Origin of the sequence: Streptomyces phaeofaciens, assembly GCF_014648915.1 — a bacterium.
GTDB lineage: Bacteria > Actinomycetota > Actinomycetes > Streptomycetales > Streptomycetaceae > Streptomyces > Streptomyces phaeofaciens.
Window position 1 is genome coordinate 60,843 of record NZ_BMSA01000031.1, and the last position, 25,549, is coordinate 86,391.

At 72.5% G+C, this 25,549-nt stretch carries 23 protein-coding genes; 14 read left to right on the forward strand and 9 right to left on the reverse strand.

Annotated elements, in window-relative coordinates:
• Positions 1 to 2: 2 nt before the first annotated feature.
• From IE275_RS37400 to IE275_RS37420, 5 genes are all read left to right on the forward strand, one after another.
• Positions 3 to 212, forward strand: coding sequence for a hypothetical protein (locus tag IE275_RS37400; protein WP_189717118.1), 210 nt, complete (start codon positions 3 to 5; stop codon positions 210 to 212).
• A gap of 105 nt (positions 213 to 317) precedes the next feature.
• On the forward strand, positions 318 to 1,055 hold the full coding sequence (locus IE275_RS37405; RefSeq protein ID WP_189717119.1) for a response regulator transcription factor: 738 nt from the start codon (positions 318 to 320) through the stop codon (positions 1,053 to 1,055).
• 50 nt (positions 1,056 to 1,105) lie between these two features.
• Complete coding sequence (locus IE275_RS37410) at positions 1,106 to 2,551, forward strand: sensor histidine kinase (RefSeq protein ID WP_189717167.1); 1,446 nt, start codon at positions 1,106 to 1,108, stop codon at positions 2,549 to 2,551.
• Positions 2,552 to 2,643: 92 nt separating this feature from the next.
• Entirely contained in the window at positions 2,644 to 4,707 is a 2,064-nt protein-coding gene (locus IE275_RS37415) for a pectinesterase family protein (protein ID WP_189717120.1), read from the forward strand.
• Between the two features lie 61 nt (positions 4,708 to 4,768).
• Positions 4,769 to 5,542: a response regulator transcription factor gene (locus IE275_RS37420; RefSeq protein WP_189717121.1), complete on the forward strand. Its 774-nt coding sequence runs from the start codon at positions 4,769 to 4,771 to the stop codon at positions 5,540 to 5,542.
• Here IE275_RS37420 and IE275_RS37425 read toward each other — a convergent pair.
• The 4 genes from IE275_RS37425 to IE275_RS37430 all read right to left on the reverse strand — a co-directional run bounded on the left by IE275_RS37425 (position 5,531) and on the right by IE275_RS37430 (position 9,883).
• Complete coding sequence (locus tag IE275_RS37425) at positions 5,531 to 7,375, reverse strand: ABC transporter ATP-binding protein (RefSeq protein ID WP_189717122.1); 1,845 nt, start codon at positions 7,373 to 7,375, stop codon at positions 5,531 to 5,533. The two genes, IE275_RS37420 and IE275_RS37425, sit on opposite strands and share 12 nt — an antisense overlap.
• A gap of 108 nt (positions 7,376 to 7,483) precedes the next feature.
• On the reverse strand, positions 7,484 to 7,618 hold the full coding sequence (locus IE275_RS46915; protein WP_268255325.1) for a hypothetical protein: 135 nt from the start codon (positions 7,616 to 7,618) through the stop codon (positions 7,484 to 7,486).
• 80 nt (positions 7,619 to 7,698) lie between these two features.
• Positions 7,699 to 7,833: a hypothetical protein gene (locus tag IE275_RS46920; RefSeq protein ID WP_268255326.1), complete on the reverse strand. Its 135-nt coding sequence runs from the start codon at positions 7,831 to 7,833 to the stop codon at positions 7,699 to 7,701.
• A 247-nt stretch (positions 7,834 to 8,080) separates the two neighbouring features.
• Positions 8,081 to 9,883 (reverse strand): bifunctional metallophosphatase/5'-nucleotidase, encoded by a 1,803-nt coding sequence (locus tag IE275_RS37430; RefSeq protein WP_189717123.1) that lies wholly within the window; start codon positions 9,881 to 9,883, stop codon positions 8,081 to 8,083.
• Positions 9,884 to 10,101: 218 nt separating this feature from the next.
• Between IE275_RS37430 and mshD the strand changes: the two genes are divergently transcribed.
• The gene (gene mshD, locus IE275_RS37435) at positions 10,102 to 11,028 is read left to right on the forward strand and encodes a mycothiol synthase (protein WP_189717124.1); all 927 of its coding nucleotides are present in this window, start codon (positions 10,102 to 10,104) and stop codon (positions 11,026 to 11,028) included.
• A 341-nt stretch (positions 11,029 to 11,369) separates the two neighbouring features.
• On the opposite strand, the gene IE275_RS37440 is transcribed toward mshD, so the two are convergent.
• From IE275_RS37440 to IE275_RS37460, 5 genes are all read right to left on the reverse strand, one after another.
• Positions 11,370 to 12,086 (reverse strand): ABC transporter, encoded by a 717-nt coding sequence (locus tag IE275_RS37440; RefSeq protein WP_189717125.1) that lies wholly within the window; start codon positions 12,084 to 12,086, stop codon positions 11,370 to 11,372.
• A complete protein-coding gene (locus tag IE275_RS37445) occupies positions 12,074 to 13,627 on the reverse strand; it encodes an ABC transporter permease (RefSeq protein ID WP_189717126.1) in 1,554 nt (517 codons plus the stop codon). Before IE275_RS37445 ends, IE275_RS37440 begins: the two co-directional genes overlap by 13 nt.
• Positions 13,624 to 14,505 (reverse strand): ABC transporter ATP-binding protein, encoded by an 882-nt coding sequence (locus IE275_RS37450; protein ID WP_189717127.1) that lies wholly within the window; start codon positions 14,503 to 14,505, stop codon positions 13,624 to 13,626. The genes IE275_RS37445 and IE275_RS37450 overlap by 4 nt, the downstream gene beginning before the upstream one ends.
• A gap of 55 nt (positions 14,506 to 14,560) precedes the next feature.
• A complete protein-coding gene (locus tag IE275_RS37455; RefSeq protein WP_189717128.1) occupies positions 14,561 to 15,394 on the reverse strand; it encodes a cupin domain-containing protein in 834 nt (277 codons plus the stop codon).
• A gap of 109 nt (positions 15,395 to 15,503) precedes the next feature.
• Complete coding sequence (locus IE275_RS37460; protein WP_189717129.1) at positions 15,504 to 16,046, reverse strand: RNA polymerase sigma factor; 543 nt, start codon at positions 16,044 to 16,046, stop codon at positions 15,504 to 15,506.
• Positions 16,047 to 16,288: 242 nt separating this feature from the next.
• Here IE275_RS37460 and IE275_RS37465 point away from each other — a divergent pair, with 242 nt between their 5' ends.
• The 8 genes from IE275_RS37465 to pstS all read left to right on the forward strand — a co-directional run bounded on the left by IE275_RS37465 (position 16,289) and on the right by pstS (position 25,486).
• A complete protein-coding gene (locus tag IE275_RS37465; RefSeq protein ID WP_189717130.1) occupies positions 16,289 to 16,795 on the forward strand; it encodes a GntR family transcriptional regulator in 507 nt (168 codons plus the stop codon).
• Between the two features lie 2 nt (positions 16,796 to 16,797).
• On the forward strand, positions 16,798 to 17,733 hold the full coding sequence (locus tag IE275_RS37470) for an ABC transporter ATP-binding protein (RefSeq protein ID WP_189717168.1): 936 nt from the start codon (positions 16,798 to 16,800) through the stop codon (positions 17,731 to 17,733).
• A 127-nt stretch (positions 17,734 to 17,860) separates the two neighbouring features.
• Positions 17,861 to 18,916 (forward strand): ABC-2 membrane transporter-related protein, encoded by a 1,056-nt coding sequence (locus IE275_RS37475; RefSeq protein WP_189717131.1) that lies wholly within the window; start codon positions 17,861 to 17,863, stop codon positions 18,914 to 18,916.
• Positions 18,913 to 19,935, forward strand: coding sequence for an ABC-2 membrane transporter-related protein (locus IE275_RS37480; protein ID WP_189717132.1), 1,023 nt, complete (start codon positions 18,913 to 18,915; stop codon positions 19,933 to 19,935). Before IE275_RS37475 ends, IE275_RS37480 begins: the two co-directional genes overlap by 4 nt.
• A gap of 365 nt (positions 19,936 to 20,300) precedes the next feature.
• Positions 20,301 to 22,532 (forward strand): RNA degradosome polyphosphate kinase, encoded by a 2,232-nt coding sequence (locus IE275_RS37485; RefSeq protein WP_189717133.1) that lies wholly within the window; start codon positions 20,301 to 20,303, stop codon positions 22,530 to 22,532.
• A complete protein-coding gene (locus IE275_RS37490; RefSeq protein ID WP_189717134.1) occupies positions 22,513 to 23,676 on the forward strand; it encodes a CHAD domain-containing protein in 1,164 nt (387 codons plus the stop codon). The genes IE275_RS37485 and IE275_RS37490 overlap by 20 nt, the downstream gene beginning before the upstream one ends.
• A 30-nt stretch (positions 23,677 to 23,706) precedes the next feature.
• Positions 23,707 to 24,129 (forward strand): NUDIX hydrolase, encoded by a 423-nt coding sequence (locus IE275_RS37495; RefSeq protein WP_189717135.1) that lies wholly within the window; start codon positions 23,707 to 23,709, stop codon positions 24,127 to 24,129.
• Between the two features lie 226 nt (positions 24,130 to 24,355).
• The gene (gene pstS, locus IE275_RS37500; protein WP_189717136.1) at positions 24,356 to 25,486 is read left to right on the forward strand and encodes a phosphate ABC transporter substrate-binding protein PstS; all 1,131 of its coding nucleotides are present in this window, start codon (positions 24,356 to 24,358) and stop codon (positions 25,484 to 25,486) included.
• Positions 25,487 to 25,549: the final 63 nt, after the last annotated feature.

Below are 25,549 nucleotides of genomic sequence, written 5' to 3' on the forward strand. Positions count from 1 at the left end.
TCATGATCAAGCAGGTTTCGCACTCCGTGACCGGCGTCGGCGCGGCCGACCTCGGCCTGGCCCTCGGCGTGGCGTACGAGCTGCACGCTCCGGTGACCTCGGCCCGCGCACCCGAGGTGGCCGCACCCCAGATGATGGGCCTGCGCACCGGCACGGCCCGCCCGCACCGCCGCAAGGTCCCGCTGAACCGCCTCACCGCGATGCGCGGCTGATCTCACCCAGCTCGTCCGTACGCGCCCGCCGGGAACCGTGCGAGGCTGAAGGCGGTCACCCGACCGCAGCCTCCGCCGTCCCACCGCACCCGAGGAATCCACGCCATGAGCACCGCCGAAGGCGACCGTGACACCCAGCGCATCCTGATCGTCGACGACGAGCCGGCGGTGCGCGAAGCCCTCCAGCGCAGCCTCGCCTTCGAGGGCTACGACACGGAGGTCGCGGTCGACGGTGCCGACGCCCTGGAGAAGGCGACGGCCTACCACCCCGACCTGGTGGTCCTGGACATCCAGATGCCCCGCATGGACGGCCTCACCGCCGCGCGCCGCATCCGCGGGGCGGGCGACACCACGCCGATCCTGATGCTGACGGCCCGTGACACGGTCGGCGACCGGGTCACCGGGCTCGACGCGGGCGCCGACGACTACCTGGTCAAGCCCTTCGAACTGGACGAGCTGTTCGCCCGGGTCCGCGCGCTGCTCCGGCGCAGCTCCTACGCGGCGGCGGCCGGGGCGGCGGCGGTGGAGGAGGACGAGGCGCTCACCTTCGCCGACCTGCGGATGGACCTGGCGACCCGGGAGGTGACACGCGGCGGGCGCCCGGTGGAGCTGACCCGCACGGAGTTCACCCTCCTGGAGATGTTCATGGCCCACCCCCGCCAGGTGCTGACCCGTGAGCAGATCCTGAAGGCGGTCTGGGGCTTCGACTTCGAGCCGTCGTCGAACTCGCTGGACGTCTACGTGATGTACCTGCGGCGCAAGACCGAGGCGGGCGGCGAACCGCGCCTCGTGCACACGGTGCGGGGCGTGGGGTATGTGCTGCGGCAGGGCGGCGCGGAGTGAGCAGGCTCGGCCGGCGGTTCCGGACGCTGCCGATCAGGGCACGGCTGTCGATGCTCGTCGCTGCCGCTGTGGCTTTCGCGGTGGCGGCGGTTTCGGTGACGTGTTGGTTCATCGTGCAGGGGAAGCTGTACGAGCAGGTCAACGCGGACCTCGAGAAGATGTCGCAGCCGCAGCGCTACGACCGGGTCGTGGCGCTCCTCGACGCCTGCCCCCAGAAGGTCCAGAACGATCAGTCGGACCAGTCCGGCCAGGCGGGCTTCGGCGACCTGCGCACCCAGAACGTCTACCTCCAGCTGGTCAAGGCGGACGGCACGCCCTGTGTCTCGTCGGACTCGGCGGGCACGGTCAAGGTCGCCGGTGCCGACAAGAACGTCATCAAGAACGCGAACAGCAGCAAGAGAATCGTCGACCGAGGCATCACCCGCAACGGCACCGACACCGACGGCAACGCCGTACGGGTGCTCACCGTGCCCCTGGTGGTCAGCCAGGGCATGGGCAGCCCGCCGCAGCTCTACCCCGACACCGCACTGCTCATCGCGGTCCCCCTCAAGAACACCCAGTCCACCCTCAACGACCTCGCCCTCATCCTCCTCCTCGTCTCCGGTATCGGTGTCCTCGGTGCGGGTGCCGCCGGCCTGGCGGTGGCGCGTGCCGGGCTGCGGCCCGTCGACAAGCTGACCGAGGCGGTCGAGCATGTGGCCCGGACGGAGGACCTCCGCATACGGATCCCCGTGGAGGAGGACTCCGAGGACGAGATCGCCCGCCTCTCCCGTTCCTTCAACTCGATGACCGCCTCCCTGGCCAACTCCCGCGAGTTGCAGCAGCAGCTGATCGCCGACGCCGGGCACGAACTCCGTACGCCCCTCACCTCGCTGCGGACGAACATCGAGCTGCTCACCCGGAGCGAGGAGACGGGCCGGCCGATCCCGGAGGCGGACCGCAAGGCGCTGCTCGCGTCGGTGAAGGCACAGATGACAGAGCTGGCGTCGCTCATCGGCGACCTTCAGGAGCTGTCCCGCTCGGAGGGCCAGCGCGGTGAACGCGTGCAGGTGGTCTCCCTGGAGGACACCGTCGAGTCGGCCCTGCGCCGGGCCCGGCTGCGCGGCCCGGAGCTGACCATCACCGCCGACGTCGAGCCCTGGTTCACCCGGGCGGAGCCGGCCGCGCTGGAGCGCGCGGTGGTCAACATCCTGGACAACGCGGTGAAGTTCAGTCCCGAGGGCGGCGCGATCGACGTGCGGCTGAGCGGTGGCGTGCTGACCGTGCGCGATCACGGCCCCGGTATCCCCGAGGACGAACTCCCGCATGTCTTCGACCGGTTCTGGCGCTCGCCGAGCGCCCGCGCCCTCCCCGGGTCCGGTCTCGGTCTGTCGATCGTCGCCCGGACCGTGGAGCAGGCCGGCGGCCGGATCACCCTGGCCCGCGCGAACGGCGGCGGCACGGTGGCGACCGTACGGCTGCCGGGGGCTCCGACGCCTCCGCCCGAGACGCCGTAGGGGATCCCGGCAACCTTTCCGTTCCGTGCGGCGACCATCCCGTGACCCGCACCCCCCACGGGTGGTCCCCTCCACGGAACGGAACCTCATCGATGAGCGACATCGCCCGCACGTCCCGGCCCCGGCACCGCAGGCGCAGAACCGCGCTCGTGGTCGGCGTACCGCTGGCCCTGACGGCCGCCGGTGCGCTGGCCTACGGGTCGGTGTTCGGGATCGGCACGCAGGAGAGCGCCTCCGCGGCCACCGCCGCCCCCGCCTGGGCGACCGCCACCGCCGACGGCTTCGCCTCGGTCGACGCGCTGGGGCAGAAGGGGACGTACGGCGGCCGGGACGGCGCGACCGTGACGGTGCGGACGCTCGCCGATCTGGAGAAGTACGCGACCGCCGACGAGCCGTACGTCATCGTCGTCGCCGGGACGATCACCATGGATCCGGTCGGCAAGGAGATCAAGGTCCGGTCGGACAAGACGATCATCGGTTCCGGGACATCGGGGCACATCGTCGGGGGCGGCTTCTTCCTCGGGCAGGGCGTCCACAACGTGATCATCCGGAACCTGACCATCCGGGACGCGTACCAGGGCGTCTGGAACGACAAGGACCACGACTTCGACGCGATCCAGATGGACGGCGCCCACCACGTCTGGATCGACCACAACGACCTGCGGCACATGGCCGACGGACTCATCGACGTCCGCAAGGACAGCACCGACGTGACGGTGTCCTGGAACAAGCTGAGCAACGACAACAAGGCCTTCGGCATCGGCTGGACCTCGAACGTCGTCACCGACATCACGATCCACCACAACTGGATCTCCGAGACCGAGCAGCGCAACCCGTCGACGGACAACGCCGCCCACGCCCACCTCTACAACAACTTCCTGGAGGACGTGGCGGGCACCGCCATCACGTCCTCGTACGGCAACTACTCGCGCGGCGCGACGAAGATGGTCCTGGAGAACTCCTACTTCCAGGGCGTCAACAACCCGGTCATCAAGGACAGCACCGCGACCATCGTGCAGCGGGGCAACACCTTCGCCGGGACGACCGGACGCAACGAGAGCGGCGGCACGGCCTTCGACCCGAAGACCTTCTACGGCTACACCCTCGACAAGGCCGCCGACGTGCCCGCCCTCCTCAAGTCGGGTGCCGGACCGCGCGGCACGCTGGGGACGACGGCGGCGACCACCAGGGCGGCCGCGGCCACGACGCTCACCGTCGCCGCCGACGGCAGCGGCCAGTACCGGACCGTGCAGGCCGCCGTGGACGCCGTACCCGCGAACAACCCCTCGCGGGTGATCGTCTCCGTCAAGCCGGGAACGTACCGCGAGGTCGTGAAGGTGCCCGCGAACAAGCCGCACGTCACCATCCAGGGCTCGGGCGGCAGCCGCAAGGACACCACGATCGTGTACGGCAACGCCGCCGGTATGACCAGGCCCGACGGGTCGGGGACGTACGGCACCCCGGGCAGCGCCACCGTGTCCGTGCAGTCGGACGACTCCCAGATCCGCAATCTCACGATCACCAACGACTTCGACGAGTCCCGGCACCAGGACATCGCGAACCAGGCGGTGGCGCTGCTGACGCAGGCCGACCGGATCGTCCTCGACGGGGTCATCGTCAACGGCGACCAGGACACCCTGGAACTGGAGACCGCCGCCAAGGACAAGCTCGGCCGGGTCCACATCAGCAACTCGTACATCACCGGGAACGTCGACTTCATCTTCGGCCGGGCCACGGTGGTCGTCGACAAGTCCGTGATCACGCTGAAGAAGCGCTGGAACGGCACCTCCGCCGGCTACGTCACCGCGCCGAGCACCCCCGCGGGCCGCAAGGGCATCCTCATCAACCGGTCGACGATCACCGGTGACGTGAGCGCGGCCTCGTTCTTCCTCGGGCGCAACTGGCACCCGGGCGGCGACACGACCGTCGACCCGCAGACCACCGTCCGCGACAGCACGCTCGGCGCAGCGATCAGGCCGACCCCGTGGTCGGACATGGGCGGCTTCTCCTGGAAGGACGACCGGTTCGCCGAGTACCGGAACACCGGCTCCGGCGCGGGCGCCGCGAGCGCCGACCGGCCGCAGCTGACCGACGCGCAGGCCACCGGCCAGGAGGTCGCGGACTGGCTGGGCGACTGGACGCCCTCGGCCTCCTGATCCCAGCCCACCCACACCCCGCTGCCAGCTCCGGCACAGTCCCCCGCCCCACCGTGAAGGGATGGTGAATCAGACGGCACAGCGGAACGGGACGGGGACGGCCGGGGCGGGAACGAGCACGGCGGGCAGGATCCTGCTCGCCGACGACGACCGGGACGTGCGGGAGGGCATCGGCCGGCTCCTCAGGTTCGAGGGGTACGAGACCCTCCTCGCCGCCGACGGACACCTCGCCCTCGACCTGGTCGGCGCCCCCGACGGCGCCCCCGACCTGGTCCTGATGGACGTCACCATGCCCGGCCTCGACGGGCTGGCCGCGACCCGGCGGATCCGGGCCTCCGGCTGCACCGTGCCGATCCTGATGATCACGGGCCGGGACGCCGTCGGGGACCGGATCGTCGCCCTCGACAACGGCGCGGACGACTACCTGATGAAACCGTTCGCCGTGGAGGAACTCCTCGCCCGGGTCCGGGCCCTGCTCCGCCGGACCGCGCGCCGGCTGCCGCCCCCGCCAGCCGCGACGGCCCCCGGGCCGCTGGCCTTCCAGGACGTCGTCATGGACCCGGCCACCCGCACGGTCACCCGCGGCAACCGCCCCCTGGACCTCACCCGCACCGAGTACTCCCTGCTGGAGTACCTGCTGCGCCACCCGGCCAAGGTGCTCAGCCGCTCCCAGATCCTCAAGGAGGTCTGGGGCTTCGACTTCGAGCCGGTCTCCAACACGCTCGACGTGTATGTGATGTACCTGCGCCGGAAGCTGGAGCACCGCGGCGAACCACGGCTGATCCAGACCGTGCGGGGGCTCGGGTACATCCTGCGCGGGTCCTCACAGCCGTAGCACGAGGGTGTCGTCGGCCGGTCCTTCGTACCTCGCCGTCGCCGTCGCCGTCGCCCTCGCCGTCGACGGCCGTGGGCGCGGCCACGGTTCGGCGAGCCGCGCGTACGCCGGGCAGCGGCCCACCAGTTCGTCGTGCGTGCCCGTGTCGACCAGACGGCCGCCGTCCACGACCAGCACACGGTCCGCGTCGGGGGCGAGGCTCAGATCATGGGTGATCATGATCGTCGTACGGCCCGACATCAGCCGCCGCAGGGGCCGCACGATCTGACGGGCAGCCACCGAGTCGAGGCCGGCGGTGGGTTCGTCGAGGACGAGGACCGGGGCGGCGCGCAGCATCGCGCGGGCGATGCCGATCCGCTGGAGCTGGCCGCCGGACAGGGCGGCGGTGCCGGGCGCGATCCGGGTGTCGTAACCCTCGGGGAGCGCGCCGATGAACGCGTGGGCCGCGGCGGCCCGCGCGGCCTCCTCGATCTCGGTGTCCGTCGCGCCCGGCCGGCCGCACCCGATGTTCTCGCGGATGGTGCCGCTGAGGACGAGCGTCTGCTGCGGCAGCAGCGCCACGTTCTCGCGGACGAACTCCAGCGGTACGTCCGTCAGCGGCACGCCGTCGAGGCTGATCACGCCGCCGTCGGGGTCGTAGAAGCGGGTGAGGAGCTTGGACAGGGTGGACTTGCCGGCGCCGCTCGGGCCCGTGACCAGGATCAGCTCGCCGGGACCGGCGGTGAAGGTCACCCCTTCAAGAGAGGGGCGAGAGGGGCGGGAGGGGCGCGAGGGGTCGGGGTCCTGCGGGTAGCCGAAGGTGACGTCGTGGCAGCCGATCCAGCCCCGGACCGGCCAGGCGGGCACCGGTACGGCGGGGTCCCGTACGGCGGGCTCCGCGTCCAGGATCTCCGCGATGCGGTCCGCGCCCGCGGTGGCCGCGGTGACCGTCAGGCCCAGCCCGCCGAGGCTGCGGACCGGCGGGTAGAGGTAGCCGATGAACGCGGCGAAGGCGAGCAGCGCGCCCAGGGTCATACGGCCGGCCGAGATCTCCCAGACGCCGAGCCCGACGACCGCCAGCACGCAGAGGGTCTCGACGACCTCCACGAACTGCTCGTACATCTCGCCGAGGCGCGCCCCGCGCACACTGGCCCGCATCCAGGCGCGGGCCTCGCGGTCCAGGCGCCGTTCCTCGTCGCGGCGGCGGTTGTACGCCTGGGTGAGGACGACGTTCCCCAGCGACTCCTCCACCACGGAGGTGATGGCGCCGTCCGCGACCCGCTCGTCCTGCGCGGCCTGCCTGATGCGGCCGGAGAAGCGGCGGGCGGCGAGGAGGAAGAGCGGGGCGAGGACGAAGGTGGCCAGGGCCAGGTCCCAGCGCAGGTACAGGGCGGCCGCGGAGTAGAACACGGCGGAGAAGGCCGCCGAGATGGTGCCCACCACCCCGGAGACGACCATCTGCTCGATCGCCTCGACGTCTCCGGTGAGGCGTTCCACCAGGTCGCCGCGGCGGTGGCGCTGGAAGAAGTGGGGTGGCAGGTCCTGGACATGACGGAACACGTTCGCGCGCAGCCGCAGGACGAAGCGTTCGGCGGTCCAGGTCGCCAGCGAGTTGCCCAGGTAGCCGACGAGCGCGCCGAGCACGGCGACGCCCAGCCAGGCGCCGGCCGGTCCCCAGAACGCGGAGAGCGAACCCTCCTGGAGGGCGGTGTCGGTGAGGTGGGCGAACAGCAGGATGGCGGCGGTCTCGGCGAGCGCGGAGACCACCACGCAGGCCACGACGACCAGCATCCAGCCGCGGTCGCCGCGGGTCAGCGGCCAGAAGCGGCGGAAGGCCGCACGGGCTTCCCTCATCGTCGACAACCCTCTCGTCTCTCGGTGGTGCGTCGGACATGGCCGAGGCGGGGCCCCGGCCCGCGCGTCTTCACGCCGGTGCCGGTGACCCCGCCTCGTGGCGTCCCGTCAGCCCTGGTGCCCGACCGGGCGGCGCTTCGGGGCGGCCTTCGGCGCAACCTTCTTCTTCGCGACGGGCTTCGGCGCCGGCGCGGCGGCGGTCTTGCGGGCCTTCTTCACGGGGGCAATCTTGTGGAAGCTCATGGGAATTACCTCTCCATTTATCAGCCGGTGATTACGTGCTCTTTATTCATGCGGGGTTTGCAACAGCCCCGAAGCGAATGTCAGCCCTTATGGGAGACCGGGCGGCGCTTCGGAGTGACGCTCGGCGCGGCCTTCTTCTTGGCGACGGGCTTCGGCGCCGGGGCAGCGGCGGTCTTGCGGGCCTTCTTGACGGGGGTGATCTTGTGGAAGCTCATGGCGTTCTCCGTTCGTCCGGTTCGCTCTGTTCGCTTTCGCGTCGTTCGCTTTCGACATGGAAAACACTACGGGACGCCAGACACGGAAAAGGCCGATTCCGCTGAGACCTCGATGAATTGCGACTGAGACCGGTTTTCAGGCGATGACGGGAACCAATGGCGGACTCACACAGGTTTTAATACGAAGAGGCGGCCGCGTCGGTGACGCGGCCGCCTCGTTCGTGCGTGGAGCTGAGGGTGCTGGGTGCTACTGCACGATCGTGATCCGGTTGGTGACCGGCGGGGCGATCGGGGCGGTGGCCGAGGAGTTGGCCGTCAGGTACTGCTCCAGGGCCGTGAGGTCGTCGGCGCCCACGAGGTCGTTGGTGCCCAGGCCCAGGGTGGTGAAGCCGTCGCCGCCGCCCGCGAGGAAGCTGTTGGTCGCGACACGGTAGGTGGCGGCCGGGTCGACGGCCGCGCCGTTCAGCTTGATGGAGTCCGTGACGACCCGGTCGGCGCCGGCCTTCGTCAGGTCCAGCGTGTACGTCAGGTTGGCGGACGGCTGGAGGATCTTCGGCGCGCTCGCGTTCGTCCCGCTCACCTGCTCCTTGAGCACCTGGATCAGCTGGGCGCCGGTGAAGTCCTGGAGGTTCACGGTGTTGGAGAACGGCTGCACGGTGAAGCCCTCGGCGTAGGTCACCACGCCGTCGCCCTCGGTGCCCTTGGCCGCGTAGGTGAGGCCGGCCCGGACACCGCCCGGGTTCATCAGCGCGAGGTCGGTCCCGGCGTCCAGCTGCTTGCCGTACCAGAACTGCGCGTCGCCGATCAGGTCGCCCATCGGGGACTCGGTGCCCGTGTTGGGCACGTCACCGGAGATGTAGCCGATCGCGCGGTTGCCGATGGGGGCCGCCAGCGTGTTCCACTTGCTGATCAGCTCGGTCATGTCGGGCGCCTTGGCGACGGTCCGGGTGACCACGTGGTTCGCCGACTTCACCGCCGTACGGGCGATGTCACCCGTGAAGCGGTCGTAGGTCAGTGTGGTGTCCGTGTAGAGGCGGCCGAAGGACGCGGCCGAGGTGACCGTGCGCGGCTTGCCCGACGGGTCGTTGATCGTGCACGCGTACGCGGCGTGCGTGTGGCCGGTGACGAGCGCGTCGACCTTCGGCGTGACGTTCTTCGCGATGTCCACGATCGGACCGGAGATGCCGGCACCGGCGCCCGGCGAGTCGCAGTTGTAGTTGTACGACCCCGACGCGGGCAGACCGCCCTCGTGGATCAGCGCCACGATCGACTTCACGCCCTGGCGCTCCAGCACCTTGGCGTACTTGTTGATCGTCTCGACCTCGTCCTTGAACTTCAGGCCCTTGACGCCCTCGGCGGAGACGACACCCGGGGTGTCCTCCAGCGTCACACCGATGAAGCCGATCTTGACGCCGTTCTTCTTCCACACCCAGTAGGGGTCGAGGACCGGCTTGCCGCTCTTCTCCTTGAGGACGTTGGCCGCCAGGTACGGGAAGTCGGCGCCCTTGAACTTCTTGTCCGTGTAGCAGCCGGCCGTCGGGTGGCAGCCGCCGTACTGAAGGCGCGTCAGTTCCTTGGCGCCCTCGTCGAACTCGTGGTTGCCGACGGACGTGACGTCCAGGTCCAGCTTGTTCAGCGCCTCGATGGTGGGCTCGTCGTGGAAGAGGCCCGAGATCAGCGGGGAGGCGCCGACCATGTCGCCGCCGGCCGCGGTGATGGAGTACGGGTTGCCCTGGCGCGCCTCGCGCAGGTGCGTCGCGAGGTACTCGACACCACCCGCGTCGATCGTCTTCGTCGTGCCGTCCGCCTGGAGTTCGGTGACCCGGCCGGAGGAGCCGGACGGCGGCTCGAGGTTGCCGTGCAGGTCGTTGAAGGACAGCAGCTGCACGTCCTGGTAGCGGCTCGGCAGCGGCTTGGAGTGCTTCGCGTCGTGGGCGTCCGCCGGGAGTGCGGCGGCCATGGCGCCTGCGGTGGCGAGCCCCGCGGCGACCGCGACAAGACGGTACGTACGACGTCTGCCGCTCGGATGCGGCTGGGAAGTGGCTGGCATGCGCCCCCCTGTGGTGTCTGCGTCCTCCGGGCCGGCATCGCGGTCCCCGTGAGGCGTGTGAGGAATCGGCCCCGTCCGGCGCAGCCTAGAGTCAACGCGCGTAGCACGACAGGGGGTTCTTGGTTACATCCTGGTTTCCCTTTGTCCCCTGCTTTGCCTTTCCGCTGCTCATTCACCATGCCGCCGATTTGTGCCGCCCGCCGTCTACCCTCGTTCCCATGAGCAGCGACGACATCGCACGGGCCCACGGCTCCCGATCCATCGAGACCCAATCCGCGCTCTCCTCCGAACAGACCGAGGCCGTCCTCGAACTGCTCGCGGAAGCCGCCCGGACCGACGGCCAGCAGGCCGTGTCCGAACAGGGCCGGCTCCAACTGCGTGGCGGCCCCCGCGAGGGCATCTCCCATCTGCTGCTGACCGTCGGCGGCGAACTCATCGGCTACGCCCAGCTGGAGGACACCGACCCGGTCGAGGCGCCCGCCGCCGAACTCGTCGTCCACCCCTCCTACCGGGGCCACGGGCACGGTCGCGCCCTCGGCTCCGCACTGCTCGCCGCCTCCGGCAAGCGGCTGCGGGTGTGGGCCCACGGCGGCCATTCCGCCGCCCGGCACCTCGCCCAGGTGCTGGGACTGACCCTCTTCCGTGAACTGCGCCAGATGCGTCGGCCGTTGACCGGCCTCGACCTGCCCGACCCGGTGCTGCCGATGGGCGTCACCGTCCGCGCCTTCGTGCCCGGCCAGGACGACACCGCCTGGCTCTCCGTCAACGCCGCCGCCTTCGCCCACCACCCGGAACAGGGCTCCCTCACCCAGCGCGACCTCGACGACCGCAAGGCCGAGCCGTGGTTCGACCCCGCCGGCTTCTTCCTCGCGTTCCAGGACGACCGGCTCGTGGGCTTCCACTGGACCAAGGTCCACGCCGAGGAGCAGCTCGGCGAGGTCTACGTCCTCGGCGTCTCCCCCGGCGCCCAGGGCGGCGGACTCGGCAAGTCCCTCACCACCATCGGCCTCCGGCATCTCGCGGGTCAGCGGCTGCCGACCGCGATGCTGTACGTCGACGCCGACAACAAGGCGGCGGTGTCGGTGTACGAGCGGCTGGGATTCGTCACCCACGAGACGGACTTGATGTACCGGACCGAGACGTGAGCCCTGGCGGGGCGTGAGCGGGACGCGGTGCGGGCAGCCGGACGCGGGGCGGCAGCCGGACGCGGGGCAGGAGCTGGGACGGGAGCCGGACCGGGGCGTGAAGTGAACCGGAACCGGAGGTGAGCTGGACCGAGAGGTGAGCCCTCGCCCGCCGGTGAGCTCGACCGAGTGGCGCGCCCTCGCCCGCCGGTGGGCTCGACCGAGAGGCGCGCCCTCGCCCGCCGGCCAGTGGATCCCCCGCCGGCGTGGTGGACGTCAGCCCGTCCGCGTCGGTATCGGCCGACGGCCCGTGCGGGGATCAGCCGGCGTCCGTGCGGGGATCATCCGACGCCCCGTAGGGATCAGCCGGCGCCCCGCGTGGGTATCAGCCGGCGCCGTTCGAGGGGCTCCGGGGTCCACACGGCGCACATCGTCAGCGTCACGCCCAGGACCACCGCCCATCTCACCTGGGTCGCTTCCCACCAGGGGTCGTCCGGGGTGGCCAGCAGGCCCCAGCGGCTGGGGACGAGGATCATCAGCACGGCCACGGTGGCCAGCCGGACCACCGTGCGCCGCCCCACCTCCGCGCGGTCCGTGAAACGGACGGCGGCCGTGGCGAGGGTGAGCGCGCCGACGGCCGTCCCGGCCGCCTGGAGGGTGACCGGCGCCAGGTCGGGGCGGGTCGCCGCGGGGAGCAGCAGCACGACCGCCGTCCACCACAGCACGGCGAGCGGCACCATGAAGGCCATCCGCAGGCCGGCCCGGACCGCACGGCCGACCGGGGTCGCCGCGCTGGTGTTGCGGGCGGGGTCGTCGAGCAGGAAGGCCAGGCCGACCGCCCCGGCCAGCGCGGTGACGCGCAGCACGAGCAGGCCCAGGCCGGCGCCCGGGGCGTCGTCCGGGAGCCGGGTGCCGCCCGCGATCAGCAGGCCGAGCGCGCCGGCGGCCGCCGGTGCCCGCCAGGGCACGGTGCGCCACACCGCCGGCACCAACGAACGCAGCAGGCCGACCTGGGCTCCCCCCGTCTCCGCTTCCGTCACCGTGTCCGTGTCCGTGTCCGTGTCCGCTAGTCGTCGCACTTCTCCGCCTCCTTCGGCACCTCGACACCCAGCAGCCGCGCGGCCTGAGCCGTCGTGGTGCTCTTGGAGGTCAGTTCCGTCCAGTGGGACTTCACCCGGGCCGTCATCTCGGCGCGGGGGCGGTCCAGCAGTTCCCGGATCACCGTCGTCTGCATGGCCGTCAGGCTCAGCCCGTCCGTCGGGGCGAGAACGTAGGCGGAGCCGCTGATGCTGTCGTCCAGCCGCACGTGCTGGAAGGTGTCCAGCGGGGCGGGGTCGCTGCCCAGGACCAGCCACATGATCGTCACCGCGCGGGCGTCGCACATCCCCTCGACGGTCACGGCCTCGGTGCCGACCACCAGGGTCGAGGCGGCGCCGACCGCGAACTCGGGGACGCGGTTGCCGCCCCAGCGGGTGCCGACCGTCACCATGCCGGGGGTGGTGGAGGCGGGCAGGACGCTGTCCGCCTCCACCCCGTCGGTGGCGTCGATGCGCTGGCGGACCGTCAGACGGGTCTGCGCCGCCGAGCCGCCGGCCGCCGACTGCACACGGTCGACGACCTCGGCCCACTCGGACCGCACGCCCTCCCACTCGGGGAAGGAGCAGTACGTCGACCTGCCGTACGTGGTGCACGTCTGGACCTTCTGCGGGGTCTCGGTCGCCGTCCTGCGGGCCGCCTCCAGCGCGTTCGCGTCACGCGGGAGCTGGCCGATCGCACCGGCCACGGTGGCCGCGAGGGCGAGGCCGGTCGCCGTCCTGACGGCTCGGGTGCGGCCGCCGGAGAGGAGCAGGGCCGCGCAGGCCAGGAGCGCGCACAGACCCACCACGTACAGCGCGTGCCAGTTCGCGGGGCGGCCCAGCAGGTCGGAGGGGACCGGGTCGCCCCCCGTGTCGGGGGAGAAGACGAGCGGGGAGAGCCAGCCCGCCCAGCCGCCCGCGTCCGCGATCGCCGACGTGAGGACGACGCCCAGGTACGCGACGATCGTGAACACTATGGGCGCGAACGAGGACGGCAGCACACGGGCCAGCAGCACTCCCAGGATCCCGGCCAGCAGCACGAGCAGCGGGCCGACGGCCAGTTCACCGAAGGAGCCGTGGCCGATCGCGCCGGGCTTCAGCGCCTCCCAGAGGTACTCGACCGTGACGACCAGCGCGGTGAGCGCCACGAACGGGACCACGGAGAGCAGGTGCGCGGCGGTGCGCCTCCAGGGCTCCATCGGCAGCACACCGAGCTGCTCGACCGTGCCGTTCTTCCGCGAGCGCAGCGCTGCCGAGTTGGCGCAGATCAGCACGGCGACGGCGACCAGCAGCGGGAGCGTCTCGGTGCGGCGGTCGACGGTGTTGAGGACGGGGAAGTCGTTCATGCCGTCCGCCTGCGCCAGCCGCATGAAGACCAGCAGGGCGTAGAGGGCGAACACGAGCAGGATCGGCGCCTGGAGGAACAGTTCGCGGGCCTCGAAGCGGGCGAGGGCGAGGACGGCTCCGGTGCGGCGCGGATCGCGCGGGGGCTCGGGGGGCGTGGGGGCCGGGGCGGCGAGCGGGGTGGCCGTGGCGCTGCTCATGCCGTCACCTCCGCGGACTCGCCGTCGAGGGCCAGCAGATAGCCGTCCTCCAGGGTGGGGTCGAGGAGGTCGGCGCCATCCGGCGGGTCGCCGATGTTGCGGAAGGTGCCGACGCCGGTGCGCCAGCCGGCCAGAGCGTGCGGGGCGCGTTCCGCGCTGCTCCACACACGGCCGGCCGCGCGGGCGGTCAGCTCGGCGGGGGTGCCCTCGAAGCGGACCCGGCCGCCGGCCAGGACCACGACACGGTGGCAGAGCATCGCCACGTCCTCCGTCTGGTGGGTGGAGAGCAGGACCGTGCGTCCCTCGCCCGCCTGGGCGATCAGCTCACGGAAGCGCATCCGCTGCTCGGGGTCGAGGCCGACGGTCGGCTCGTCCAGTACGAGGAAGCCGGGGTCGCCGACGAGGGCGGCGGCCAGGGCGACGCGCTGCCGCATTCCCCCGGACAGCCGCTTGAGGCGCTTGCCGCGCACGTCCGAGAGATCCACGGCGTCCAGGACGCGCCGCACCTCGCTGTGCCGGGCGGTGCGGTCGGACAGTTCCTTGAGGATCGCCACGTAGTCGACGAAGTCGAAAGCCGTGAAGTCCTGGTGGAATCCGGGAGTCTGAGGCAGATAGCCGAGCGTGCGGCGCAGCCCCAGGCGGCCCGAGGACGTCCGCGGGTCGTGCCCGAGGGCCGTGAACTGCCCGCCGTCCGGCGGCACGGCCGTGGCCAGCACCCGCAACAGGGTGGTCTTTCCGGCGCCGTTGGGGCCCAGCAGCCCGGTCACGCCTCGGGACAGCCGCAGCGAGACGCCGTCGAGGGCACGGGTGCCGCCGAAGCGCAGGGAGAGGTCGGTGGCCGTCACGGTGGCGGGGCCGACGGGGGGCACGGGAGTCATGCGGAGCTCCTGGAAGTCCGGTCGAGGGCGGGGCTGGGGTCGGAAGGCGGTGTCATCACACGCCTCCGCCCTGGAAGCCGCCCAGGGGGCGTGCGTCGAAGCGGTCCCTGGACCGGTACAGCAGCAGGGCGCCGATTAGCGCGACCACCGCCGCGCCCGACTGTCCGGCCGCCGTGAAGGGGGCGAGTGTCTCGTGGGGCCTCTCGTACGCCACGGCCAGCAGCGTCAGCCAGGCGCCGCCCACCGCCGTGGGGGCGAGGACCGGGCCCAGCCGGGCGGACAGTGCGAGGCCCGTGGCGGTGAGGGCGAGGGCGGGCAGCAGCCAGGCCAGGGCCAGCAGGCCGTACCCCGGCAGGGCGAGCGTCGCCAGGCCGTTGAGGACCAGACCGGCGCCGAGCACCGCGACCGTGCGGATCATCAACAGGCGGAAGCCGTGCAGCGGGGCGACGACGGCCATCTCGTACGTCGGGTCCAGGGAGGGACCGTAGGACAGAGCGACGCCGGCCAGCGGGAGCATCGGGGCGAGCGCGAGGAACAGCGCGGGCTGGTCCGCCAGGCGCACCACCAGCACGGTGGTGACCAGCAGGAACAGCACCGCCAGCAGCCAGGAGCGGCGCAGCACCGGCGTCGCGGTCAGCAGCCGCGCGGTGTGGTCGGCCACGCCGAACCGCACCAGCAGCCGCTCCGACAGGCTCGGCCGGGGCGCGTCCAGCGCGGCGTCCAGCCGCTCCCAGCCGGCGTCCAGGACGACCGGATCGGTGCTCCGCGCGAGCTGCTCCCGGCACCGCGCGCACTGGGCGAGGTGGGTGTCGGCGGACCACAGCAGGGGCGGCGTCAACGCGCCGTGCGCGTAGGCGCGCAGGTCCTCTTCGGCCACGTGCCACGTCATGCCAGTGCCTCCTTCGACCGCTCGACGCCCGCGCCGGTGCGCGGACCGCTTCCGTTCCCCCGCCGATGCGCGGTGTGCTCGCGCAGACCGCCTCGTCTCGCGTACCGCCTCATGCCAGCGCCTCCCGCAGCTGCTTGCGGGCGCGTTGGGCCCGCGTCTTGACCGTGCCGGCCGGGATGCCGAGCAGAACGGCCGCTTCCCGTGTGCTGAGCCCGTCGATGACGGTCGCCTGGAGGACGGCCCGCAACTCCGGCGAGAGACGGGTGAGGGCCCCGGCGAGGTCCCCGTGCTCCACCCCCGCGAGCACGCGCTCCTCCGCCGACACCTCGTCCCGGTGGCGCAGCCGCGCGAGGGTCTGGCGCAGCCGGCCGCGCGCGCCGGCGCCCCGCAGGGCGTCGACCAGCCGCCGCGCGCCGATGCGCCACAGCCAGCCGGCCACGTCGCCCTCCTCGCGGTAGCGGGCGGTGCCCCGCCACACCGCGAGGAACGTCTCCTGCACGACGTCGTCGACTATCCCGGCGTCGGCACAGCGGCCGCGCATGCGCGCGGTCAGCCAAGGTGCGTACCGCCGGTACAGCTCCTCGAAGGCGTGACGGTCCGCGTCCGCCGCGATGGCCCGCAGCAGCTCCCCGTCGCTTCTCGTTTCGCTCACATCCCCTCATCGGAACGACCTCGCCGATCGGTTCACGATCCGCCGCACGATTTTTTCGGACCCGCGCAGGCACGTCCCGCGCCGCCGGCCTCCGGCCCCCGAGCCCCGAGCCCCGAGCCCCGGCCACTGGCCCCTGACCCCCGCCCCCCTCGCCCTCGCCCTCGCCCCTGGCCCCGATCTTGACTTTCCCACCCCCCTTCCACCACCCTTTCACTACTCAATTAGTGAAAGGGTGGTGCCCGATGGTCGAATACCGCATCGACCGGCACAGCGGTGTGGCCACCTACGTCCAGATCGTCCAGCAGACCAAGCAGGCCCTGCGCCTGGGCGTACTGCGGCCCGGGGACAAGCTGCCCACGGCCCGCGAGGTCGTCGAGGCGACCGCCATCAACCCCAACACCGTGCTGAAGGCGTACCGCGAGCTGGAGCGCGACGGGCTGGTGGAGGCCCGGCGCGGGCTCGGCACCTTCGTACGGCGCGGACTGAGCACCGCCCCGGCCGACTCGCCCCTGCGCAGCGAACTGGGCGCCTGGGCGGTCCGGGCCCACGAGGCCGGGCTGGACCGCGAGGACGTGGCCGCGCTCTTCACCGCCGTACTCGACGAACACTTCTCCACCACGGCGGACCGGCCGGCCACGGCCACCACCGCGGACCAACCGGCCCCGGCCACCACGGCCGGCCGCCCGGCCCCCGCCACCACGACGGATCCGCAGGCCCCCGACCCGACCCCTCAGGGAGACCCCTCATGACCGTGACCGACACCGCCCTGGCCGCATCCGGGCTCGGCAAGCGCTTCGGGCGGCGTGGGGCCTGGGCGCTGCGCGGATGCGCGTTCCGGCTGCCCGCGGGGCGCGTCTGCGCCGTCGTCGGACCCAACGGGGCGGGCAAGTCCACGCTCCTCGCGCTCGCCGCCGGCCTGCTGGCCCCCTCCGAGGGCACGGTCACCGTCCTCGGCACGGACCCGGCGTCCGCACGCGCGCGTGTCGGTTACGTCGCCCAGGACAAGCCCCTCTACCCGCAGCTCACCGTCGCCGAGACCCTCCGCATGGGCGCCGACCTGAACCCGGGCCGCTGGGACGCCGAGACCGCCGAGCGGATCGTCTCCGCCGGCGAGCTGGACCCCGGGGCGCGGATCCGCACCCTCTCCGGCGGCCAGCGCACCCGCGTCGCCCTCGCCCTGGCCCTCGCCAAGCAGCCCGAACTGCTGCTCCTCGACGAGCCGATGGCGGATCTCGACCCGCTGGCCCGGCACGAGCTGATGGGCACCCTGATGGCACGGGCGGCGCAGTACGGGACGACGATCGTGATGTCCTCGCACGTGGTCGCCGAGCTGGAGGACTCCTGCGACCACCTGCTGCTGGTCGGCGGCGGCCGGGTCCGGCTGGCCGGGGAGATCGACGACCTGCTCGACGCCCACACGCGCGTGAGCGCGACCGCGCCGGCCCCGGAGGGCACCGGCGACACCGGCCTCGCCCCGCACACCGTCGTCGAGTCCCGGGTCACCGGCCGCCAGCTCAGCGCCCTGGTCCGCCCGTCGGGCCCGCTCCCCGACGGCTGGCGCACCGCGAAGCCGTCCCTTGAGGAACTCGTCCTCGCCTATCTGCGCAACCCGCAGGCGGCCCCCCTCACCCCCGCGGAACCCGCGGAACCCGCGGGACGCCCGGCCGACGCGGAGGCCCTGGCATGACCACCGAAACCCCGGCCCGGCCCCCGCGCCCGCCCGCCGCCACACCTGTCACCCCACCCCCGACACCGACACCGCCCCCGACACCCATACCGTCCCCGACCCCTCGCGCAGCCCAGGAGGCCGCCTCATGACCGCCCCCACGCTGCACCGCGAGACCCCCGCCGCGGCCGCCGCACCCCGGCCCCCGGACCCCCGCTGGCTCCTGCGCCTGCACCGCCCCGCCCTGTACGTCTGGGCCGGTCTCGTCGCCGTCCTCGCCGTCGGCCTGGTGTGGCTGTGGGGCCCGCTCACCGAGGCGGCCGCCGACGCCTGGCGGCAGTACGGCGCCTGCGCCGACACCGGCCCCTGCGCCTACGACCAGGACGCGATCGTCACCTACAAGTCCGTGTACAACTACACGACCGTCCCCCTGATCGCGCTCCCCTTCCTCGTCGCCGCCTGGTCGGGCGCCTCCCTGTTCGGCCGCGAGCTGGAGCAGGGCACCGCGCACCTCGCCTGGACCCAGGGCCTGTCCCCGGCCCGCTGGCTGGCCACCAAGCTCGCCGTGCCCGCCGTCCTCGTCGCCGCGGGCACCGGCCTGCTCGTCGCGCTGCACCGTCTGGCGTGGTCGGCGGGCGACGGCCGGATCGACACCGCCAAGAGCTGGTACGACAGCCCGACCCTGCACGCCAACGGCCCCACCACCGTCGCCTTCGCCCTCACCGGTCTGGCCGGCGGCGCCCTCGCGGGCCTGCTGCTGCGCCGTACGCTGCCCGCGCTGATCCTCTCCCTCGGCCTCGCCGCGGGCGTACGGTTCCTGGCCGGTCTGGCCATGCCGCACCTGTGGCCGGCGGTCACCCAGGTCACCGGCCTGGAGGAGGGGTACCGGGCCTCGGGCCTCACGGTCGACTCCGGCCTCGTCACCTCCACCGGCGCGCACATCGCCGACCCCGGCTGCGGACCGGTGTCGTCCTACTCCGGCTGCGACGCCGTGTACGCCCGGCTCGACGCCACCGGCTTCTACACCACCTACCACCCCGAGTCCCACTACTGGGCGCTCCAGCTGGCCACCACCGCCCTCGTCCTGGCCGTGGCCGCCGGACTCGCGGTGGCCACGTTCACCCTGCTGAAGCGGACGACCGCCACCACGCGCCCCACCCGGGAGCGCACCGCCCAGGAGCCCACCCAGGAGCAGGCCGTATGACCGCCACCGTCCCCACGACCGCCCCCCGGACCGAACCGGGCCGCGCACCGGACGCGACGGGCCGGACCGGCTGGGGCACCGCACGCGCCGTGCTGCGCGTGCACCGCACGGCGCTCGTCGTGTGGGGCGTCCTCGTGGCCGCCCTGGCCGGCGGGCTGGTGTGGCTCACCGAGGTCACCGGGCCTGACCTGCGCGCGCGGCAGGAGGCCTGCGACTGGGCGGCCCAGGACTGGTGCGACATGAACATCGGCATGGTCGGCTACGACGGGCCGCTCGACCTGATCGGGCTCCTGACCGCCGGCGCCTTCGTCGCCGTGGCCGCCTTCGCGGGCGGCGCGCTGATCGGCCGCGAGCTGGACAGCGGCACCGCGCGTCTGGCCTGGACCCAGGGCATCACCCCCACCCGCTGGCTCGCCGCCAAGCTGGCCGTGCCGGCGCTCGCCGTGACGCTCGGGCTCACCGCCGAGGTCCTGGTGTTCCGCTGGGCCTGGTCCGCCGCCCGCCCCCTGACCTACGCCGACTGGTGGTCCGGGCACGCGTTCACGGCCCGCGGCCCGGTCGCGGTCGCGTACGCCCTGTGCGCGCTGGCCGTCGGCGCGCTCACCGGGCTCCTGCTGCGCCGCGCCCTGCCCGCGCTGGGCGTCTCCGTCGCCGCGGTCCTGGGACTCGCCCTGCTCCTGGCGCGGTACCGGGCGTCCCTGTGGCCCGCGGTGACCCTCACCTCCCCGACGGACGTCCCGTCCGCCCCCGAGGGCTCCTGGGACGTGGAGTCCGGCGTGCTGGTCCACGGGCGGCAGGCCCCGGACCTCGACCTCGGGTCCTGCGACCGCGCGGGAACCTCGTCGGCACGCTGCCTCGACGACCTGGGCGTCACCGGCTCCTACACGCGCTTCCATCCCGAGTCCCATTTCTGGCCGCTCCAGTGCGTGGAGACCGGGATCGTGCTCGGCGTCGCCGTCCTCGCCACGGCCGCCGCGTTCCTCCTCCTGCGCCGCCGCACGGCGACGACCGGCGGCTGACCGACCCACCCCGCCGCACGGCGACGACCGGCGGCTGACCCACCCACCCCGCACATCAGCCCCGTCCCGCTCCCGGGCCCCCGTAGGCCACCCTGTTCGGCCGATCCACGCGCGCGTGTCCCTCGACGGGGGGAGGGACACGCGTGCGCACGAGATCGACCCCCGCGAGCCGCCGCCCGATATCCCATACGCCATGTCTCCGTAACCACCGGTTCAGACGACCTTGCAACGCTCGATCAATGAACCCCGCCGTGCCCGAGGCCTCACCGCCCCCCGAGGGGAATCGCCCCGATGGGGACGCCTCCGTGCTCCCGCTCGCACGTTCCGACGCGCCTGTCTCGCTGCCGGCGCGGAACAATGGGTACATGAGCCAGTCACACGCCCCCGCCGAGGTCCAGCACACGCAGCCCTCCGTGGGCTCCATAGCCGCGCACCGTCCGCACACCGTGGCGGCGGCGGTGTCCGATCTGGAACCGGACATCGACGCCGACCTCGACGCGTACGAGGAGTCGCCGTACGACGGGCCGCAGCTTCCGCAGGGTCGTTTCCTCGATCGGGAGCGCAGCTGGCTGGCGTTCAACGAGCGCGTCCTCGAGCTGGCCGAGGACCCGAACACGCCCCTGCTCGAACGGGCGAACTTCCTCGCCATCTTCGCGAGCAACCTGGACGAGTTCTTCATGGTCCGGGTGGCCGGACTGAAGCGCCGTATCGCCACCGGGGTCGCCACCCGTTCGGCGTCCGGTCTCCAGCCGCGCGAGGTGCTGGAGATGATCTGGGCCCGCTCCCGCGAGCTGATGGCCCGGCACGCCGCGACCTACCACGAGGACATCGCCCCCGCGCTCGCGGAGGAGGGCATCCACCTGGTCCGCTGGAACGAGCTGACCGAGAAGGAGCAGGCCCGCCTCTTCACGCTCTTCCGGCACCAGATCTTCCCGGTCCTGACCCCGCTGGCCGTCGACCCCGCGCACCCCTTCCCGTACATCTCGGGTCTCTCGCTGAACCTCGCGGTCGTCGTCCGCAACCCGGTCAGCAGCCACAAGCACTTCGCGCGCGTCAAGGTGCCGCCGCTGCTGTCCCGCTTCCTGGAGAGCTCCCCGGGCCGCTACGTCCCCATCGAGGACGTCATCGGCGCGCACCTGGAGGAGCTGTTCCCGGGCATGGAGGTGCTGGAGCACCACGCCTTCCGGCTCACCCGCAACGAGGACCTGGAGGTCGAGGAGGACGACGCCGAGAACCTCCTCCAGGCCCTGGAGAAGGAACTGATGCGGCGCCGCTTCGGGCCGCCGGTGCGGCTGGAGGTCGAGGAGTCCATCGACCGCGAGGTGCTCGACCTGCTGGTGCGCGAGCTGAAGATCTCCGAGGCCGAGGTCTACCCGCTGCCCGGCCCGCTCGACCTCACCGGTCTCTTCCGCATCCACGGCCTCGACCGGCCCGAGCTGAAGTACAAGAAGTTCATCGCCGGCACGCACCGCGACCTCGCCGAGGTGGAGTCCGCCTCCGCCCCCGACATCTTCGGCGCCCTGCGCAACCGCGACGTGCTCCTGCACCACCCGTACGACAGCTTCTCCACCTCCGTCCAGGCGTTCCTGGAGCAGGCGGCCGCCGACCCGGACGTCCTCGCCATCAAGCAGACCCTGTACCGGACCTCGGGCGACTCCCCCATAGTCGACGCGCTCATCGAGGCCGCCGAGGCCGGCAAACAGGTCCTCGTCCTGGTCGAGATCAAGGCCCGCTTCGACGAACACGCCAACATCAAGTGGGCGCGCAAGCTGGAGGAGGCCGGCTGCCATGTCGTCTACGGCCTCGTCGGCCTGAAGACCCACTGCAAGCTGTCCCTGGTGGTCCGCCAGGAGGGCGAGACGCTCCGCCGGTACTGCCACGTCGGCACCGGCAACTACCACCCGAAGACGGCCCGGCTGTACGAGGACCTCGGCGTGCTCACCGCCGACCCGCAGGTCGGCGCGGACCTCTCCGACCTGTTCAACCGGCTCTCCGGCTACTCCCGCCGCGAGACCTACCGCCGGCTCCTGGTCGCCCCCAAGTCGCTGCGCGACGGCCTGATCTCGCGCGTCGAGAAGGAGATCCAGCACCACCGCGCCGGACGTCCCGCGTACGTCCGCATCAAGGTGAACTCCATCGTCGACGAGGCGCTGATCGACTCCCTCTACCGCGCGTCCCAGGCGGGCGTGCCGGTCGAGGTCTGGGTGCGCGGCATCTGCGCGGTGCGCCCGGGCGTGCCCGGCCTGTCGGAGAACGTCAAGGTCCGCTCGATCCTGGGCCGCTTCCTGGAGCACTCCCGGGTCTTCGGCTTCGGCAACGGCGGCGAGCCCGAGGTGTGGATCGGCAGCGCCGACATGATGCACCGTAACCTCGACCGCCGTATCGAGGCCCTGGTCAGGGTCACCGACCCGGCCCACCGGGCAGCCCTGAACCGGCTGCTGGAGACCGGCATGTCCGACGCCACCGCCTCCTGGCACCTCGGCCCCGACGGTGAGTGGACCCGGCACGCGACGGACGCGGACGGCCAGCCCCTGCGCAACATCCAGGAGATGCTCATAGACGCCCGGAGGCGCCGGCGTGGCACAGCGACACCATGACCTGACGGACCCGGCGGCCGGGACCTCCGCCAAGCTCTCGGCCCCTCCCCCGCTCGCGGCCACGCCCGAGCGGGGGGACCCCCGTGAGCAGGGAGGCACGCCCACCGGAGACGCCCTCGCGGGCTACCTCCGGTCCCAGGCCACGGACTTCCTGCGCGCCCTGCGTCTGCACCGGGAGACCGGCGGCACGACCGGCGGCGCGGAGGACTCCGTCGACGCGGTGCGCGCCCTGCGCCGCACCGCCCGCCGCATCAGCGGGAGCCTGCACACCTTCCGTCCGCTGCTCGACCCCGACTGGTCGGAACAGATCCGCCCCGAACTGGCCTGGCTGTCCGGCACGCTGGCCCTGGAACACGCCTACGGGGCCCGGCTGGAGCGGCTGCTGCTGGCGCTGCACCGGCTGTCCGGGGCGGCGGTCGTCCCCGTCCAGGCGGGCGCGGCGGTGGGCGGCCGTGCCGCCGGGGCCGACCCCGCCCCGGCGAAAGCCGGCCCCGCCGCCCCGGTGCAGGCCCCCGACCGCGGCAACCTCACCGTGGGCGCGGCGAAGGCCGGCGCCCTCCTGGACCGCCAGCTCACCCTGGCCCGCACCCGGGCCCACTCCACGGCCCTCCAGGCCCTCGGCTCGTCCCGCTTCCACGCCGTCGCCGACAAGGTGGCCGTCCTCGCCAGCGAGGTCCCGCTCACCCCGGCCGCGCCCACCACCGACCTCCGCCCCTTCGCGACCGCCGCCGAGGAGCGCCTCGCGGACTCCGTCACCGCGCTCCCCCTGGTCACCGCGGGCAACCCGTACAACGCGGAGGCCCTGGTCCACGGCCTCTCCCCGGACCCGGCCCCGCACCCGCAGGACGCCCCCTGGCACCAGGCCCGCCTCCTGCTGCGCCTGCACCGCTACGCGTGCGAGGTGCTGCACGGGCCCGCCACGCCCCTCGACGTCCGTCTGCTCACCGCCGGCCAGGCCCTGGACCGGCACCGCGACGCGTCGGAGGCGGCGTCCGCGGCGGCCCAGGCCGCCCGTACCCCCCGCATCGCGCCCGCGACGGCGTACGCCCTCGGCGTGCTGCACGCGGACCAGCGCCACGAGGTGGAGGCGGCCCGCTACGCCTTCCAGCGCTCCTGGCCGAAGCAGACCTTCACCCCGTCCTAGACCAGCAGTCACGCAGGTGGTGAGACCCAGGTGAGTTCCCCGAACGAGACCCCCGTCCAGGCGGCCGGCTGCGTCCTGTGGCGCCGTTCACCGGTTGACGGTCAACTGGAGGTGTGCCTGGTCCACCGACCGAAATACGACGACTGGTCGCACCCCAAGGGCAAGCTCAAGCGGGGCGAGGACCCTCTCACCGGTGCGCTGCGCGAGGTGGTCGAGGAGACCGGCTACCGGGCGGCGCCCGGGACCGGGCTGCCCACGCTGGAGTACGAGGCGAACGGCCGGCCCAAGCAGGTGCGCTACTGGGCCGCCGAGGCCGTCTCCGGCGCCTTCGCCCCGAACGACGAGGTGGACCGCCTTCTGTGGCTGCCGCCCGCCCCCGCCAAGGCCCGTCTCACCCAGCCCAGGGACCGGTACCTGGTCGACGTCCTGCTGGCGGTCCTGCACCGGACATGAATTCCGGGACCGGGCCGTGTCCTCGGCGTAAGCGTTCCGTGACCTTACCGGGGCTTCCCCAGTGGTTCACCCGCCGTTCATTCACGCCCGTAGGCGCCTTCACCTGTTCTGCCTAATTTCGGCCTTACACGGTGCGGCACGCGACCTGACAGAAGCGTCCACATCGCCCATGACTTTCGCACGCCGCCGAATTCAGGACGGCGGCTCCTGGAAGGATCTCCCTCAAGTGAAGCTTCAGCGCATGAACCGGCGGGCCCTCACCCTCGGTGCTCTCGCCGTCTCCGGCGCCCTGGCCCTCACGGCGTGCGGCTCCGACGACACCGGCTCCAAGGAGGGCGGCAGCACCTCGTCCGCCACCGCCGCCGCCGGTGACATCAAGTGTGACGACGCCAAGGGCCAGCTCCTCGCCGACGGCTCCTCCGCGCAGAAGAACGCGATCGACGCCTGGGTCAAGAACTTCACCCAGGCCTGCAACGGCGTCCAGGTCAACTACAAGGGCTCCGGTTCGGGCGCGGGCGTCACCGCGTTCACCCAGGGCACGGTCGCCTTCGCCGGTTCCGACTCCGCGCTGAAGCCCGAAGAGGTCACCGCCTCCAAGTCGGTCTGCACCGGCGGCCAGGGCATCGACCTCCCGATGGTGGCCGGCCCGATCGCCGTCGCGTACAACGTCTCCGGCGTGGACGACCTCGTCCTCGACGCCGCGACGATCGCCAAGATCTTCGACGGCAAGATCACCAACTGGAACGACGCGGCCATCGCGAAGCTCAACCCCGACGCGAAGCTGCCCGACCTCAAGATCCAGCCGTACCACCGCTCCGACGAGTCGGGTACGACGGACAACTTCACCAAGTACCTGATCGCCGCCACCCCGGACAACTGGAAGTACGAGGGCGGCAAGGCCTGGCAGGCCAAGGGCGGCCAGTCCGCGGCCGGCTCCTCCGGTGTCGCCCAGGGCGTCAAGCAGACCAACGGCGCCATCGGCTACATGGAGCTGTCCTACGCCAAGGACGGTCTCGGCACGGTCGCCATCGACACCGGCGCCTCCGCCCCGGTCAAGGCCTCCTCCGACGGCGCCACCAAGGCCGTCGCCGCCGCCCAGGTCGTCGGCACCGGCAGCGACCTGTCGCTGAAGCTCGACTACACCACCAAGGCCGACGGCGCCTACCCGATCACCCTGGTCACGTACGAGATCGCCTGCGACAAGGGCAACAAGGCCGCCACGCTGCCCGCCACCAAGGCGTTCCTGCGCTACATCGCCAGCGAGCAGGGCCAGGGCATCCTGTCGGGCATCGACTACGCGCCGATCCCCGACGCCATCATCACCAAGGTCCGCACCACCGTCGAGGGCCTGAGCTAATCCGAAGGTGCGGTCCGGCACCGGGGTGACCCGGTCCGGACCGCACCCGTCCGGTGCACCGCC

Coding starts and splice junctions, on each gene's coding strand:
- IE275_RS37400 (WP_189717118.1), top strand. CDS start 3: ATGATCAAGCAGGTTTCGCACTCCGTGACCGGCGTCGGCGCGGCCGAC.
- IE275_RS37405 (WP_189717119.1), top strand. CDS start 318: ATGAGCACCGCCGAAGGCGACCGTGACACCCAGCGCATCCTGATCGTC.
- IE275_RS37410 (WP_189717167.1), top strand. CDS start 1,106: ATGCTCGTCGCTGCCGCTGTGGCTTTCGCGGTGGCGGCGGTTTCGGTG.
- IE275_RS37415 (WP_189717120.1), top strand. CDS start 2,644: ATGAGCGACATCGCCCGCACGTCCCGGCCCCGGCACCGCAGGCGCAGA.
- IE275_RS37420 (WP_189717121.1), top strand. CDS start 4,769: ATGGTGAATCAGACGGCACAGCGGAACGGGACGGGGACGGCCGGGGCG.
- IE275_RS37425 (WP_189717122.1), bottom strand. CDS start 7,375: ATGAGGGAAGCCCGTGCGGCCTTCCGCCGCTTCTGGCCGCTGACCCGC.
- IE275_RS46915 (WP_268255325.1), bottom strand. CDS start 7,618: ATGAGCTTCCACAAGATTGCCCCCGTGAAGAAGGCCCGCAAGACCGCC.
- IE275_RS46920 (WP_268255326.1), bottom strand. CDS start 7,833: ATGAGCTTCCACAAGATCACCCCCGTCAAGAAGGCCCGCAAGACCGCC.
- IE275_RS37430 (WP_189717123.1), bottom strand. CDS start 9,883: ATGCCAGCCACTTCCCAGCCGCATCCGAGCGGCAGACGTCGTACGTAC.
- mshD (WP_189717124.1), top strand. CDS start 10,102: ATGAGCAGCGACGACATCGCACGGGCCCACGGCTCCCGATCCATCGAG.
- IE275_RS37445 (WP_189717126.1), bottom strand. CDS start 13,627: ATGAGCAGCGCCACGGCCACCCCGCTCGCCGCCCCGGCCCCCACGCCC.
- IE275_RS37450 (WP_189717127.1), bottom strand. CDS start 14,505: ATGACTCCCGTGCCCCCCGTCGGCCCCGCCACCGTGACGGCCACCGAC.
- IE275_RS37455 (WP_189717128.1), bottom strand. CDS start 15,394: ATGACGTGGCACGTGGCCGAAGAGGACCTGCGCGCCTACGCGCACGGC.
- IE275_RS37465 (WP_189717130.1), top strand. CDS start 16,289: ATGGTCGAATACCGCATCGACCGGCACAGCGGTGTGGCCACCTACGTC.
- IE275_RS37475 (WP_189717131.1), top strand. CDS start 17,861: ATGACCGCCCCCACGCTGCACCGCGAGACCCCCGCCGCGGCCGCCGCA.
- IE275_RS37480 (WP_189717132.1), top strand. CDS start 18,913: ATGACCGCCACCGTCCCCACGACCGCCCCCCGGACCGAACCGGGCCGC.
- IE275_RS37485 (WP_189717133.1), top strand. CDS start 20,301: ATGAGCCAGTCACACGCCCCCGCCGAGGTCCAGCACACGCAGCCCTCC.